This is a genomic window from Chitinophaga pinensis, assembly GCF_007896845.1.
Classification (GTDB): Bacteria; Bacteroidota; Bacteroidia; order Chitinophagales; family Chitinophagaceae; genus Chitinophaga; species Chitinophaga pinensis_C.
Window position 1 is genome coordinate 44681 of record NZ_VOHS01000018.1, and the last position, 13433, is coordinate 58113.

Here is a 13433-nt window from a genome sequence, read left to right on the forward strand (position 1 = left end):
GTTAATCCTATACGAACATGAAAATCATTTACTTATCCCTGCCGGCGATTATCCTGATGGATATTTATGCCTGGACATGGGTTGCAAGTTTGCTAACCGCGCCAAGTGATCTCGCCGTATTCGGCGGTATTGTCAGCATTTTCGTAATTATTATTCTACACTACGCATTTTACAAGTTATTAAAATTCAAATTTTAAGTATGAACCAGAAAAAAATCCGGTCAATTGTCCTGTTGGTCATTGTGGTGGTTGTAATCCCTGTATTCTGTAATTTATGTTGCACCAGAATTGATGCCGGTCATGAAGGTATCAGAGTAAAACAATATGGTACTGATAAGGGAGTACAGGATATTTCCCTTGTAACAGGACGGGTATGGTACAATCCGTTAACTGAGTCCGTGTATGAATTCCCGATCTTCGTACAGACAGCTGATTACAATCCATTCACGGTGAATGCGAAAGACGGATCTGTATTTACAGTAGATCCTACTATCACTTTCCGTGTATTGCCGGGTAAAAGCCCTGAGATCTTTAAGAAATACCGTAAGGGTATTGATGAGATCACGAAAACAACTTTATACAACTATGTAAGAGATGCTTTCCGTATACAGTTCAATAAGTATACTACTGATAGCATGATCAGCAGCAGGGAAGGTTTTGAAAATGCGGTACAGGCACAATTGTCAGAATCCATGAAAAAGGAAGGGTTTGATCTGGAACAGCTGACCAGCGGTATCGAATATCCTGAAACGATCACACAGGCGATCGATGCGAAGAACAGGGCGGTACAGCAGGCCATGCAGGTAGAAAATGAGCTGAGAGTGACTGAAGCAAATGCAAAGAAACTGATCATACAGGCAGAGGCAGAAGCAAAGGCAAATCAGCTGCGTCAGCAGTCTTTGACTCCATTGCTCATTCAGCAGCAGTTCATCGAAAAATGGGACGGAAAAACGGCTTTATATGGCAGTTCCCCTACCTTCTTCAAGAATGTACAGTAGTCAACTCGTCTGCACATAAAAAAAGAGCGGCACTATCAGTAGCCGCTCTTTTTTTTGTATGTCTGATCAATTAGTTCCTGAACATGGTCACGACCAGTCCCACTTCTTTGTTAAACATCTTTGCCATAGCCGCGACGCTGGTTTCATTGGAGCTGCTGCTGTTATCCATTTCCAGAGCCTTGGTACGTACCACCAGTTTCAGGTCTCCTTTTGTGTAAAGGCGGAACATACCGTCATCTTCAGTTTCCTTGTTTACATTGGCACTTGCAGAGTCCTGTTTAAAGCCGGAATTTTTGATTTCCTGAAGCATAGTTCTCATATTCTCACCCAGTGATACATAGGTTACGCTTCCGTGTGGTGTTACACTCATGTAAAGGTCTTTATGTTCATTCACATAACTGCTCTTGTCATCATCCGCAATGCTCCAGCGATAGCTGATCTTATTCAGTGTATTTAGTACGCTGTCGCCGGACATGTCCAGTATGTCAGACATATCTTTCAGATTGACATTTCTGCTGCTGATACCTGTGAATTCTTTGATCATTTCCTCACCCAGCAAAATCTTCACCAGTGAAGGATGTTTGGTGGAGTAGATCACTTCCACATGCTGCCCTTTGCTGGCGGCATGATACTGTTCACTGCTTACTTCTTTCTGTACGCGTACAGGCTTTCCTTTTTTCGTGATATAAGAGATGGTCAGTTTGTAGCTGCTGCTTTTAGAACTGCTTTTGTAATAACCATCTACGATCGTTGCCGGTACTGTTTCTCCGAACTGTTTCAGTTCTTTGTTTTCCAGTTTTGTGTAGTGCATTGAGAAGATGACTATCAGTGCGATAGCGCCTGGAATAAACAGAAAGGCAATGTTATGATACCAGTATTTAGGCGTACGGTCCCATTCTTTTATTTCATCAATGTCCTGAAAATCAGCAAAAAGCTGTACAAGGAACACAAAGCATAATAAGCCACCGACGATACCAAGGAAAACAGGCATATACAGGTACATATCTGCAGGCATCCAGTAATAAAATGTCAGGAATGTGAGCAGGAGCAGAATGCCCCACGTGATTCTTCTTTTCATATGTATAGGGTTGTAGTGTACGGTTATAGGGAATTCCGGTTCTTCAGGATATTTCTAATCTTCAGGTCTTCAATGATTTGTCCCACAAGCTGCTATAAGCATTCTGCAAATATACATTTTTTAATATGTGATTCCCCGTAAGTACATCCATTTTAAATTATGTTTTTATATACTATTTTATGTATTTTACACATGAGCCTCCCTGAAAGCCTTAGTAGTAGCACGTTTGGGCTTATTCTGTGAGAATGAGACAGTTAGCCGAAGAGACCTATCTATATATTGAAAGACGATCCCTATAATATAAACCGAATGCCTAAATTTTTATTGCTACCCTCGTTATTGCTATTATTTCATACCCAGTCATTTGCACAATATGCGGACAGTGGAACGGGTAATCTGAAGGAAGTGGTGTGGTGGATGGACTGGTCAGGTATGAAGATTGAAAATGGCGCAACCAAAACGATTATAACAGCAGATGGACTCTCTATCACGCTCACTATCTCCGATGTTACCGGCACGCCCATATCGCCTGTGGTGATGAACATGTCGAATCAGGCTTTACTGAAGAACCTATACAATTTTTCTGATACTGCTGTAAGACCAGCACTGGCAGTACCTAACAACTTCAATAACAGCAGCTTCACTATAACAACAAGTGCTACACGTTATGGTCGTCCGGCTGCTTTTACGCTGGTTGCAACAGATGCGGAATCTTCGAGTTCGTTGGAAACACTGCAGTTAAAGAGTTCTGCAGGACATTGGCGATCAATTGCTTTCTTCCGTAATTCAACGCAGGTGAATAATCCTGCCGTGGGCTGTGGTACAGCTACTGTAAGTGTATCAGAAACATATGGTGGTACGCCCGGCATAGGGCAGCTCCCGATACTTGCGACAGATGTAGCTGCTGGTGCAACACTTAGATTAGATGTTGGCTTGTTACGAACTGGTCATGGCAGCAGTGCAGTTGCTTTCGGTATCATTGCCAAAGTAGATGAAGGTGATCTGCCGGGCAGTTATGGTCGTGCTTTTCACCAGCTGGTATACAGTACACAAAATGCCTGTAATTATCAGGCGCCATATCCGGTTACTACACGCCAATCTGCTTTGCAGTTGGGTAGTGTGCCGGGAGATGCTGATTCGGTAGGGATGACAGATGATAATCTGCATGGAGTGGATGAAGAAGCGATCAGTGCATTTCATGATTATACCGGTAGTGGTGCTTACACCGTGAATGTACCCCTGAGCAATGCAAGCGGTAAAAATGCATATCTCTCCGGATGGTTTGATTATAACCGTAATGGTGTATTTGAATTATCAGAACTGGTGACTACCGTCGTGTCTCCCGGAGCTACATTTGCTACGTTGAACTGGACGGGATTACCTGATGGTTTTATTACAGGCAGTGTTTCGCAATATGGTTTCCGTTTTCGTTTATCTACTGATCAACAGGCGGTGAGAACACCCACAGGCTTTGCACCTGACGGGGAAGTGGAAGATTATCTCGTACCTATCAAAGCGCCTTGTGCTGCTAATGTCAATACACTTTCCAACATGGTGCTCTGTGCGGGTAAACCTGCACAGCTGAATGCAAGTGGTGGTATTAAATATCAGTGGTCACCGGCTACAGGTCTTTCTTCAGATACGATTCCCAATCCGGTGGCAACACCTATGGTGACGACTACTTATACTGTGAACAGTGTGGATGCACATGGTTGTCCGGGAAAGGCGAGTCTCACCATCCACGTCAATCCTTCTCCTGTATTTAACAAGAGAAGTGATACGGCGATCTGTTCCGGTAACTCCCTGCAGTTGTACGCTATCTCTGATATACCGGCGACTTATTCATGGTGGCCTGATAGTTCGCTTAGCAATAGTATTATTCCCAATCCTGTTGCCACACCTGCTGTCAGCACCAGTTATACGGCTACGGCAACAACTGTGTACGGTTGTACCAGCAAGGCGCTCATCAATGTGCGCGTGAATCCTTCACCTGAGTTCAGAGTGATACCGGATACGCCGGTGGTGTGTCTGGGGCAGACAGTAGATATTCTGGCGAAAGGAGGAGATGTGTTCAGGTGGTATTCTGACAGAGATTCTTTGCTGACGACCAATGCGTCTATCACGGTTGCGCCTGTCTGTGATTCTACTTTTAAGATCTACATGGAGCATCATACGTGTGCAGTATCTGATACGTTTATGGTGCCGATCAAGGTATATGCACTGCCGGTTACTTCTGTGTCAAAATCAGGTGATATAGACTGCGCACATCCTGAAGTGAGTCTGGAGGCAAAAGGAGGCGTTTATTACAACTGGCAGCCTGCGGTGGCTATCTCTAATAACCTTGTGGCTAATCCGGTCGTATCGCCGCTTAAATCGGCCACTTATGAGGTAACTGTGATGGACGTACATGGGTGTACGCAGGTAGAGGCGATTACGGTGAATGTGGATGTTGCGCTGGCTTTTACCCGTTATCCGTTGCCGACAGCGTTTACGCCTAACGGAGATGGCAGGAATGATTGTTTTGGAATGAAGTTCTGGGGTGAGACGAATACATTTGAATTCAGTGTATTTAACCGTACCGGTTTTATGGTATTCAATACGCGTTATCCCGGGCATTGCTGGGATGGCACTTTCAAAGGAATGGCGCAGCCTGCGGGCACTTATATTTATATGATCAAAGCGAAGACGGTCTGTGGAGATGTATTACGTAAAGGCACTGTTGTACTTGCCAGATAAATAATGAGGCTATCTCAAAAATGAGATAGCCTCTTCCTGTATATAGACTGGTTAACTTACTGATTAATGCCCAGACGTCTGGCTGTTTCTGCCGCTTTAAACTCGTCTGTTCTAAACGGGTTACCTTCTGCTGTGAATACGTAATCAAGTGTATTCAGGCCACTGTCTGGTGTAAATAGCAGATACAGATACTTCATGGTGGTGGCAAAGAAATAGACCGGCATTTTATTCTGCTGTTGTTTACTTCTGATATCCATTACCCCTGTAAAAGCGACGCCCGATCTGCAATACTGTAATATATCATTGTAGTATTGCCTTCCCATCTGCTGATACACGGTATCTTTTGTATAATCATACAGATACCATGCTGATTCGATGATCTCCGGATTCAGGTCATATGCTGCCGCCGTAATATGTTGCCGGCGGAAGTCATAGATCATCGGTATCATACCATATTGCTTCCAGAGATTATTCCATGTCCGGTGTACTCTGGCTGCCTGCTCTGCATCATTATCGATGCACAAAAGTGCCGGCAGAAATGCGTCGTATCCGGTCGCTGTGGTATTCTTTATTTCTCCTGAATACATGTCTGTCCTGCGGTACCATATAGCAGTGTCACTTTCTTCTGCATTGTACTGGTGAACAGCTGTAATCGTTTTCTCCCACATGTCTTTCAGTTCCGCATCTTTGAACAGGAGCCATGTTTTCAGCATGCTTTCGTAATAAGCACTGCCTCCTGCGCCGATACAACTGATCGTTTCGAGCCAGTCGCCGGTTTCATTATTGATAATGTTACCGGTGAGGTTGAGTGCGGATCGTCGGCCATATACGGCTTCTGTTGCCTTCCTCGCTGCCTGATAATATTTAGGATCCTTTGTATAGTAACTCAGGATGCCCATTTCAAGTGTATAAGCGGCTGCTTCTGCGGTATTGACCTTTTCGCCTTTCACTTTACCGGTTTTCAGATTGACCCAGTAATAGGGAATGCCTGTCGGTGATTTGAAAGCTTTTAAGAGGCGATCTCCAAAGTCTTTTGCGCGTTCCAGTATTTTAGGCTGGTGTGTACAGGAGTACATGTATAGCAGTCCTCCCAGTACGCGACTATTGACATCAAAGGTCTTTACGTATACGTCTATATCAAAGCTGCAGCTATCCGTTACAAACTTCTCAATATCTCTGGCCTGTTTCTGCAGGCCCATCACTTTCATGGTACTATATGCATCGATCTGCGAAATACGTATGGGCTGTTCGTACCAGTCCGTGTAGGTTTTCGTTTGCGGCAATAATACATCATGTCCCCAGGCGTATCGTTTATAAGCATCCCAGGATCTGACAAATTCCTGTTTGACGCTTAGCGATAACTCCGCTTGCTGGGCTTTCATAGGTAGGTAGGCGATCATGGCTGCGGCAGCCACAATACATTTTTTCATCGGGTGCTAAATTATGATCTGCGAAAGTAATAAACCGTTCATACTATTGCGCTAACAAATATATTTTTTACGGTATAACGATCTACGACATACGCTGGTGCTGTTCCCGGTATTGAGAAGGTGTTTGCTGATAGATGGTCTGAAACTGTTTATAGAAATGTCCGAGATTATTAAAGCCACAATCGTGGCAGATACTCTTAATAGGGGCATTGGTAATAGCTAACTGTCTGGCTGCAAATTGCATACGTAATTCCGTGACAAGGGTAGAGAGCGTTTTGTCATAACATTTGCGCACGGTGCGGTTGACATAGTCAATGTTACGGCCGCAGATGGACGCAAAGCCTCTGGCGCCCAGCCGGAAGAGGTCAGGCTGTGCCGGGAACTGCTGAATCGCATTGTTCAGCCATGCGGGAATATCCTGATTATCAGGTTGATTTTCAGTTGGGAGTAAGAGTTTAAAAAGGGAGAGGAGAAAGCTATCGAGGTAGATTGCTGAGTCCTGATGTTTCCACATTTTTTCTGCCAGATGAGAAATGCTTCTTAAAACTGTTTCGTCCAGCGTGGCCTGATAAGGCAGGTCTCCTTTTTTCCAGAAGAAATCTTCCGAGTCAGGAAAATAGCGCTTCCGGAAATACTGGACAGTTTTAAACGGAAAAGCAAGGTTCATCATGGTGATGCCCTGACGGTTGGAAGAGAAGGTATGCAGGTCATCCGGGCGCATCATGACAATATCCCCTGTATGCAGCGGGGTGTTTTGTCCATTGATGAGATGAATGCCATTGCCGTGCTCTATCCAGAAGATTTCGGCATAATCATGATTATGAAGGGAAATATCATCTGTAGAGAATATTTTAACCCTGGACAGATGAAAAAGCTCACCTTTTGTAATGAAGTCGCGTAGTAAGAACCTCGTAATTTTCATAAATGTCCCCTGACAGTGTTAAAGGTAGCAAAATTTTATGCAGATGTGTCTGCCGGAAACCATTAATAACATTGGATTAACCGTGTTAAGCAGCTTTTGTGACAAGGGAGTATAAAAAGCATCGTCCGGCAACTTACTGGCGCAGATATTGTTTGTTGAAAAGCCCATAACAGTTAATTTTTATTCCTGTTATGGACAGGTCCGAACGGTGACGCTGCCACGTGAAGCGCCTGCAAGGCCTTACAATTAAAAGAGTTATCTTTATAAATACATATCTTTTATTAACCCTGTAGATTGTTGCGTATGTTAAGCATGACGAGAAAAAACATCAGGATTAACCCTGATTTCAAAAGAGTCATTCCCCGCTTCTTTAACTCCGGAAATGAAAGATCGGTGCAGATCATCAATAAGGTTGTGGATATGCCGGAGAATGTGGTATGTGACGTACTGAATGGTGTGCTGAAAGAATTTTCCTGCAGGTATAAGGACATCCATAAAGTATTTGAAAATCATTATTCGCGGATCTCTCACCTTGTACCGCCGGGGGTGATTGTCACCAAAGACAGACAACATCTGCTGGGGGCTTATTTTACGATGGAGTATTCACTGGAAGCCGCTGCATTGTTCAATCCGTCGGTAGTGGAAGCACCTGACCAGTCGGGTATTCCACCGGGACATAAACGGGTTATTGTCAGTTTCAGGGCGACCGGTGAAAGTCATATCTCGTCGATCGTGTTCAGAGAAGGCATCATTGACAAAGACTGTAACATTACACTCGATGATCCGGCGCATTTCCTGACGGAAGGGAAGCTGACCGGAGAAAAGCGGAATGATAAAGAACATTTCGCACGTCAGCTCAATCAGCTGCGACTGCCGGAGGATCTGCATGTAGGCATCCTGCATCAGCTGACAGATGAATTTACCTATTCGGAAATAGATATCATTCTGCGGAATTCGCTGCGGGGTATTGTACAGGATCCGGGCGATCAGCAGTCTATGAAGCAACATGTGCTGGAACTGGTAGATGCCAGCTATGAACTGCATTTCCCTGATCATACAACATTGGGAGAACGTGTTATTTTCCCGGTCACTTATACCGAAAAGAATGGTATAGAAGATGCCCGTTTTGTGAAGTTTACAGAGGAAGAAGGATCCTGTACCTATTACGCTACCTACACCGCTTATGACGGTTCATTTATATTGCCCAAGTTGATCAAAACCTGCGATTTTCAGCACTTCGAAATACACCCGCTGTATGGTAAGGGAGCGGTGAATAAGAACCTGGCCCTGTTCCCCAAAAAGATCAATGGCAAATATGCGATGTTGTCGCGGATCGATGGCGTCAATAACTACATCATGTTTTCTGATGATCTGTATGACTGGGAAGAACCACAGTTATTACAAAAGCCTAAATTTCCATGGGAGTTTGTACAGATCGGGAATGCCGGTTCTCCGCTTGAAACAGAAAAGGGATGGCTGATCATTTCACATGGTGTCGGACCGATGAGAAAGTATTGTCTGGGGGCCGCTTTGTTTGATCTGGAAGATCCTACCAAAGAACTCGGTCGTTTACAATATCCTCTGCTGATGCCGAAAGAAGATGAGCGTGACGGATATGTACCGAATGTGGTGTATTCCTGTGGCGCGATGATACATGAGGGACAGGTATTTATTCCTTATGCAGTGTCTGATTATGCCTCTTCCTTTGCCAGCATTCCGCTGGATAAATTACTGAAAGCGTTATTGAAACCGGCTCAGTGAGTACCGAGAATACGCTTGTAAACATCTATATAACCCGCAACCATCGTTCCCTGGCTGAATCTGGCCAGGGAATGTTCGCGGCAATCGTTTCTGCGGATATTATCCACCTTTTCTACGGCACTTATCGCCTCTTCTGTATTATTTACCAGAAAGCCCGTCCGGGCGTCTGTAATCAGCTCTTTCATGGCTCCTCTGTTGAAGGCAATGACGGGTGTACCGCACATCATGGCCTCCGCAATGCTTAATCCGAATGGTTCGTTGAACAGCACGGGATGTAGTAATGCTTTTGCTTTACCGAGGATGTTATTCCGGTCTTCCGGACCTACATTCCCTTTATAGATCACCTGTTTGTTATCGATGTGCGGGGATACCTTTTCGCGGAAGTAGTTTTCGTCCTGTATCAGTCCGCAGATAAGCAGCCGCATGCCTGCTTCTTTTGCAATCTCAATAGCCAGATGTGTTCCTTTTTCCGGATGGATCCTTCCAAAACTCAGCAGGTAATCATCCGGCGTAGCCGTAAAAGAAAACAATGATTCATTCAGTCCGTTGTATACCGTATCAATATACGTCAGTGACGGATCCCGGTCACTATTGCTGATAGAAACGTAATGTGTTGTACTGTTATATTGCTGGTACACAGGCAGTATTGCAGGAGAAGAAAATCCGTGGATAGTGGTCACCATGGGAGTACGGATCACCCGTGACCATGTCAGTGGCAGAAAATCAAAATGATTGTGTATGAGATCAAATTCCCCGGCCCGTTCCATTAATGAGGAGATATGTAGACATTCCCAGACTTTAAAATCACCCGGTTCATCACCCATGGAATGTTCTCTGACGGAAGATAATTTCGCATTGGTAATGGAGTCGCCGGTGGCGAAGAGTGTCACATTTAATCCCTGACGTACGAGTCCTTCGGTGAGTACAGACGCTACCTGTTCCCATGGGCCATATTGCTTTGGGGGAGTACGCCAGCTGATGGGCGCAAGAATGGCTATTTTCATCTATTTATTCAGTGTTTCTGCAACGGTGAAGTAAGCGATCCAGAAAGCAATAGTACTTTCTGCGCCCTGATTTTCATTGACACGGTCGGGCTGTAATCCGTCTGCACAACCACCGGTGATTTCATCATATAAGGGTTGTTGCAGGGCATTGGCGCCCATGAACCATTGCCAGGATTGTGTCAGTCTTTGAAGATGTATGTTATCGCCTGTAACAAGAAAAGCCTGTTGATAACATAAGACCATGGCCATCGCATCCAGAGGCTGCTGATCGAATAAGGCCGTAGTGCCACCTTTACTTGCCCAGCCATTATTACCGACAGGATAAAGGACCTCCTCATGAAATACCTTTGATTCAAGAAAACTCATCGCCTCAAGGGCGGTGTGCAGATAGTTCTCCTGACGGGTGATCTCATACGCATGCAGTAGTCCTAATGGAAGGATGGCATTATCGTAGGTCAGTACTTCTTCAAACCAGCACCATTTATCGTCACTGTATATATGATATGCATGTACGAGCTGGTCTGCCAGCAGACTTATTCTGGACAGCTGTTCCTGATCGCCGGTATGTGAGCGGACGAACAGGCAGAGGCCCGCAAGACTATTCGCCATACCACGCAGGGATTGGAGATGATCCATATGAGGGGCAGCCTTCAGGAAAAGGTCTTCCGCTGTTTTGATAAGCAGGGGAGAAGGACCGTATTCCGTGAGATAGCCGAGTGCCATTAAAGTACGGCCGTAGGCATCTTCCGAACTGCCATCGTAGATGATCTGTTTATCATAACGCAGGAAGTTGTGGAAGTAACCATCATCCATCTGCATATAATGAATAAAACTGAGGTAGATAGACAGGAGTCTGAGTGCCTCCGGATACCGGCCATGTTTCCAGGCAAGTACTGTCAGGAGTAATGCCCGGGCATTGTCGTCTGTGCAATAGCCTTCTTTCCTGTTGGGCGTAATGCGCAGGGCATGTTGTATCATGCCTGTGCTGTCTGTCATATTCAGCAGATGTGCCGGATTAAAGGGTGGTAATACCAGTTCATCCGGCACAAAGGCTTTTTCCGGGAAGGGTACTGCTGTCTGTAAATGCGAACGCATGTAGTTTTTTTTGGTGAAATAATACGCGACGGTGTTTACAGTGCTGCGAGGTTATTATCGTATGTAGGGAGTTGTTTTTTCATCAGCTCATAAAACAGCATGGCGTGTTTACGTGCGACGGTTCCCCACATGGTGTTTCTTGTTTTCATGAATGCTTTCTTACCCATTTCCTGACGTATGTTTTCATTACGGAGGAGATAGATGGCATTGTCGGCGAGTGCATCTTCATCGCCTGATTCAATGATGATACCTGTGTCTTTGTCCAGCATTTCATCTGCTAATACAAAGGCATTGGAGATGATCGGGCAACCGGCACTCATCGCATACATAAATGTACCGCTCATGGCCTGATTGCGATCACGGGAGGTGAAGAGGTAAATATCTGTCAGAGACAGGTAACTCAGCAAAATATGCGTGGGGATGAATTCATTTACCAGTTTGACATTATTAGTAAGGTTATTTTCCCTGATTAATTGTTCAAGACTTTCACGGTAGGCTTCGCCTTCTGATGCGACGAGGTTGGGGTGGGTATTCCCCAGTATGATGTAGACTGCCTCCGGAAATTCCGCAGCAATTTTCACCATCGCTTTGATACCGGTCTCAATCCCCTTGTTCGGACTCAGCAGGCCAAAAGTGGTGAGGATCTTCTTATCATTCAGATGTAATTTACTTCTGAGTTCGCCTCTGTTGGCCGCCGGAATGAAGTGTGTGCCATGGGGTATAATCGCCAGCTTGTCTGCCTGAATATTGTAATCTTCCACCAGTAAGCGATGGGAATGATGCGTCATCACCAGCACCTTATCTGCCAGCAGACAGATACTTCTGACCAGCTTCAGCCGCTCTACATCCGGATCGGGCAATACAGTATGGAAACGTATAATGAAAGGTTTGGTCAGCAGAGAGAGAAAGGCCAGTACATACTCGCCCATATTCCCGCCAAAAAGACCGAATTCATGCTCTATACATACCATTTTTATAGCGGGATTCTGATTAATAGCTTCCGCGCCTGCAATACAGGAGTTTAGTCTGCAACCGTCCATAACCATGGTAACCGGAGAGGCATAATTATCTGTGTTGGCCCGTTTATCCAAAGCGCATACGCTGATTTCAAACTCATGTTTGAGCAAGTACATGAGTTCATTGGTAAGATCCGCTGTAAAAGTGGCGATTCCACATTTACGGGGGGAATAAGTACTCACATAGAGTATCTCCGGCTTCATGTCAAATGTATCCATACCTAAGGTTTTAACGCAGTAAATAGATTCGAACTAACAAGGGCGGAGGGAATAAACAGGTCGTCCGGGGTCTGAATTGTGTCTGATAAGTGGAATCAGAATATAGAATTGCAAAAAGCGAACCAGTCAGAATTGGCACAGATTCTAATATTTTTATTATTTTCCTATATAAAAACTGACCCTATGTCAAAACAAACCAGAAGACAATTCCTCTCTGCTGCCGGTAAGACTGCCGCGGTAACCGGTATCGCGACCATGACAGGCGGGGCTGCTATGGCAGCTGAGGCGCCCGCACAGAAGGTATTCGTCCATCATGTTTATTTCTGGCTGAACAATCCGGATAGTCAGGAGGACAAGGCAAAACTGATTGCCGGCTTGCAAAAACTGGCAAAAGGCGCGAAAACCATCCTGCAACATCATATTGGTACGCCTTCCAGTACCAACAGGGACGTGATTGACCGTTCCTATCAGGTGTCGTGGCTGCTGTTCTTTAAGAACAAAGCAGAACAGGACATTTACCAGACAGACCCGGCACATCTGAAATTCATAGAGGAATGTTCTTCTGTCTGGAAGAAAGTGATTGTATATGATGCAGAGGATATTTAACGATACTTTGTATATTTGAATGTAACAGCACAGCCCTGTCGCTGACGGGGCTGTTTAATCAGCCAGGATCTGTCCCTTCGCCAGAATATTAGGACTAACCAATGCCAGCCTTGATCTCATTTGTAAAAGCAATTGTTTATGCTGAAAAGAATCATAGGACTGCTATTTCCCCAAAGCCCGCCGGAGCCGCATGCCTCCCTTAAGACGACGGGGAGCCGGATTACGGTAAGTGCACAGGATTGTACCGTTATTACTTCCAATTATTATGAGGAATCTTCTGACAGTGACGGACTGGAGGTACACATGCTGGATGGCCTGATTGGCCTCCGGAGCGTTGAAATGCGTGAAAAGGAGATCTGTTATCTCTCCTGCGCTTATCAGCCCGATACGCATACCCATATGGAGCTGTTAAGTCCTTATATCTACAAAGACAGGATGACGGTCAGTTTCTTATTGGAAAGGCACAAACAGATCTCTATTTATGTGAATCCTGCTGATCACAGGGAGTACTATTTCGACCTTGAATTTATGAATGCTTAACCCCTGAATTGCTTATAAAAACAAAAAGC

General features: G+C 45.0%; 12 protein-coding genes. 6 read left to right on the top strand and 6 right to left on the bottom strand.

All coding sequences use genetic code 11. From position 1 onward, the window contains the following. The first annotated feature begins 17 nt into the window (after positions 1–17). Positions 18–197: a hypothetical protein gene (locus tag FEF09_RS17875; protein WP_146306378.1), complete on the top strand. Its 180-nt coding sequence runs from the start codon at positions 18–20 to the stop codon at positions 195–197. 2 nt (positions 198–199) lie between these two features. Beyond that, positions 200–997 (top strand): prohibitin family protein, encoded by a 798-nt coding sequence (locus FEF09_RS17880; RefSeq protein WP_146306379.1) that lies wholly within the window; start codon positions 200–202, stop codon positions 995–997. A 70-nt stretch (positions 998–1067) separates the two neighbouring features. Here the strand turns inward: FEF09_RS17880 and FEF09_RS17885 are convergent, their stop codons facing one another. Further along, a complete protein-coding gene (locus FEF09_RS17885; RefSeq protein WP_146306380.1) occupies positions 1068–2075 on the bottom strand; it encodes a DUF3592 domain-containing protein in 1008 nt (335 codons plus the stop codon). Between the two features lie 309 nt (positions 2076–2384). Here FEF09_RS17885 and FEF09_RS17890 point away from each other — a divergent pair, with 309 nt between their 5' ends. Next, on the top strand, positions 2385–4811 hold the full coding sequence (locus tag FEF09_RS17890; RefSeq protein ID WP_146306381.1) for a CshA/CshB family fibrillar adhesin-related protein: 2427 nt from the start codon (positions 2385–2387) through the stop codon (positions 4809–4811). Positions 4812–4867: 56 nt separating this feature from the next. Here FEF09_RS17890 and FEF09_RS17895 read toward each other — a convergent pair whose 3' ends face one another. Next, a complete protein-coding gene (locus FEF09_RS17895) occupies positions 4868–6241 on the bottom strand; it encodes a glycoside hydrolase family 47 protein (RefSeq protein ID WP_146306382.1) in 1374 nt (457 codons plus the stop codon). A gap of 82 nt (positions 6242–6323) precedes the next feature. After that, the gene (locus tag FEF09_RS17900) at positions 6324–7163 is read right to left on the bottom strand and encodes an AraC family transcriptional regulator (protein WP_146306383.1); all 840 of its coding nucleotides are present in this window, start codon (positions 7161–7163) and stop codon (positions 6324–6326) included. Between the two features lie 312 nt (positions 7164–7475). Here FEF09_RS17900 and FEF09_RS17905 point away from each other — a divergent pair, with 312 nt between their 5' ends. Continuing rightward, positions 7476–8924, top strand: coding sequence for a glycoside hydrolase family 130 protein (locus tag FEF09_RS17905; protein ID WP_146306384.1), 1449 nt, complete (start codon positions 7476–7478; stop codon positions 8922–8924). On the opposite strand, the gene FEF09_RS17910 is transcribed toward FEF09_RS17905, so the two are convergent. The 3 genes from FEF09_RS17910 to FEF09_RS17920 are packed head-to-tail and all read right to left on the bottom strand — an operon-like array spanning position 8918 to position 12258. Next, positions 8918–9928: a glycosyltransferase family 4 protein gene (locus tag FEF09_RS17910; RefSeq protein ID WP_146306385.1), complete on the bottom strand. Its 1011-nt coding sequence runs from the start codon at positions 9926–9928 to the stop codon at positions 8918–8920. The two genes, FEF09_RS17905 and FEF09_RS17910, sit on opposite strands and share 7 nt — an antisense overlap. Further along, positions 9929–11023 carry a glycosyltransferase gene (locus tag FEF09_RS17915; RefSeq protein ID WP_146306386.1) on the bottom strand — a complete coding sequence of 365 codons (1095 nt, stop codon included), beginning with the start codon at positions 11021–11023 and terminating at the stop codon, positions 9929–9931. A gap of 35 nt (positions 11024–11058) precedes the next feature. After that, positions 11059–12258 (bottom strand): glycosyltransferase, encoded by a 1200-nt coding sequence (locus tag FEF09_RS17920; RefSeq protein WP_146306387.1) that lies wholly within the window; start codon positions 12256–12258, stop codon positions 11059–11061. 183 nt (positions 12259–12441) lie between these two features. Here FEF09_RS17920 and FEF09_RS17925 point away from each other — a divergent pair, with 183 nt between their 5' ends. After that, positions 12442–12864, top strand: a complete 423-nt coding sequence (locus tag FEF09_RS17925; RefSeq protein WP_146306388.1) for a Dabb family protein — start codon at positions 12442–12444, stop codon at positions 12862–12864. 138 nt (positions 12865–13002) lie between these two features. Then, a complete protein-coding gene (locus FEF09_RS17930) occupies positions 13003–13404 on the top strand; it encodes a hypothetical protein (RefSeq protein WP_146306389.1) in 402 nt (133 codons plus the stop codon). Positions 13405–13433: the final 29 nt, after the last annotated feature.

What these genes read in the sequence shown, in the direction of transcription:
- FEF09_RS17895 (WP_146306382.1), bottom strand. Translation starts at nt 6,241, where the DNA reads ATGAAAAAATGTATTGTGGCTGCCGCAGCCATGATCGCCTACCTACCT.
- FEF09_RS17930 (WP_146306389.1), top strand. Translation starts at nt 13,003, where the DNA reads ATGCTGAAAAGAATCATAGGACTGCTATTTCCCCAAAGCCCGCCGGAG.
- FEF09_RS17885 (WP_146306380.1), bottom strand. Translation starts at nt 2,075, where the DNA reads ATGAAAAGAAGAATCACGTGGGGCATTCTGCTCCTGCTCACATTCCTG.
- FEF09_RS17880 (WP_146306379.1), top strand. Translation starts at nt 200, where the DNA reads ATGAACCAGAAAAAAATCCGGTCAATTGTCCTGTTGGTCATTGTGGTG.
- FEF09_RS17910 (WP_146306385.1), bottom strand. Translation starts at nt 9,928, where the DNA reads ATGAAAATAGCCATTCTTGCGCCCATCAGCTGGCGTACTCCCCCAAAG.
- FEF09_RS17915 (WP_146306386.1), bottom strand. Translation starts at nt 11,023, where the DNA reads ATGCGTTCGCATTTACAGACAGCAGTACCCTTCCCGGAAAAAGCCTTT.
- FEF09_RS17920 (WP_146306387.1), bottom strand. Translation starts at nt 12,258, where the DNA reads ATGGATACATTTGACATGAAGCCGGAGATACTCTATGTGAGTACTTAT.
- FEF09_RS17905 (WP_146306384.1), top strand. Translation starts at nt 7,476, where the DNA reads ATGACGAGAAAAAACATCAGGATTAACCCTGATTTCAAAAGAGTCATT.
- FEF09_RS17875 (WP_146306378.1), top strand. Translation starts at nt 18, where the DNA reads ATGAAAATCATTTACTTATCCCTGCCGGCGATTATCCTGATGGATATT.
- FEF09_RS17890 (WP_146306381.1), top strand. Translation starts at nt 2,385, where the DNA reads ATGCCTAAATTTTTATTGCTACCCTCGTTATTGCTATTATTTCATACC.
- FEF09_RS17925 (WP_146306388.1), top strand. Translation starts at nt 12,442, where the DNA reads ATGTCAAAACAAACCAGAAGACAATTCCTCTCTGCTGCCGGTAAGACT.
- FEF09_RS17900 (WP_146306383.1), bottom strand. Translation starts at nt 7,163, where the DNA reads ATGAAAATTACGAGGTTCTTACTACGCGACTTCATTACAAAAGGTGAG.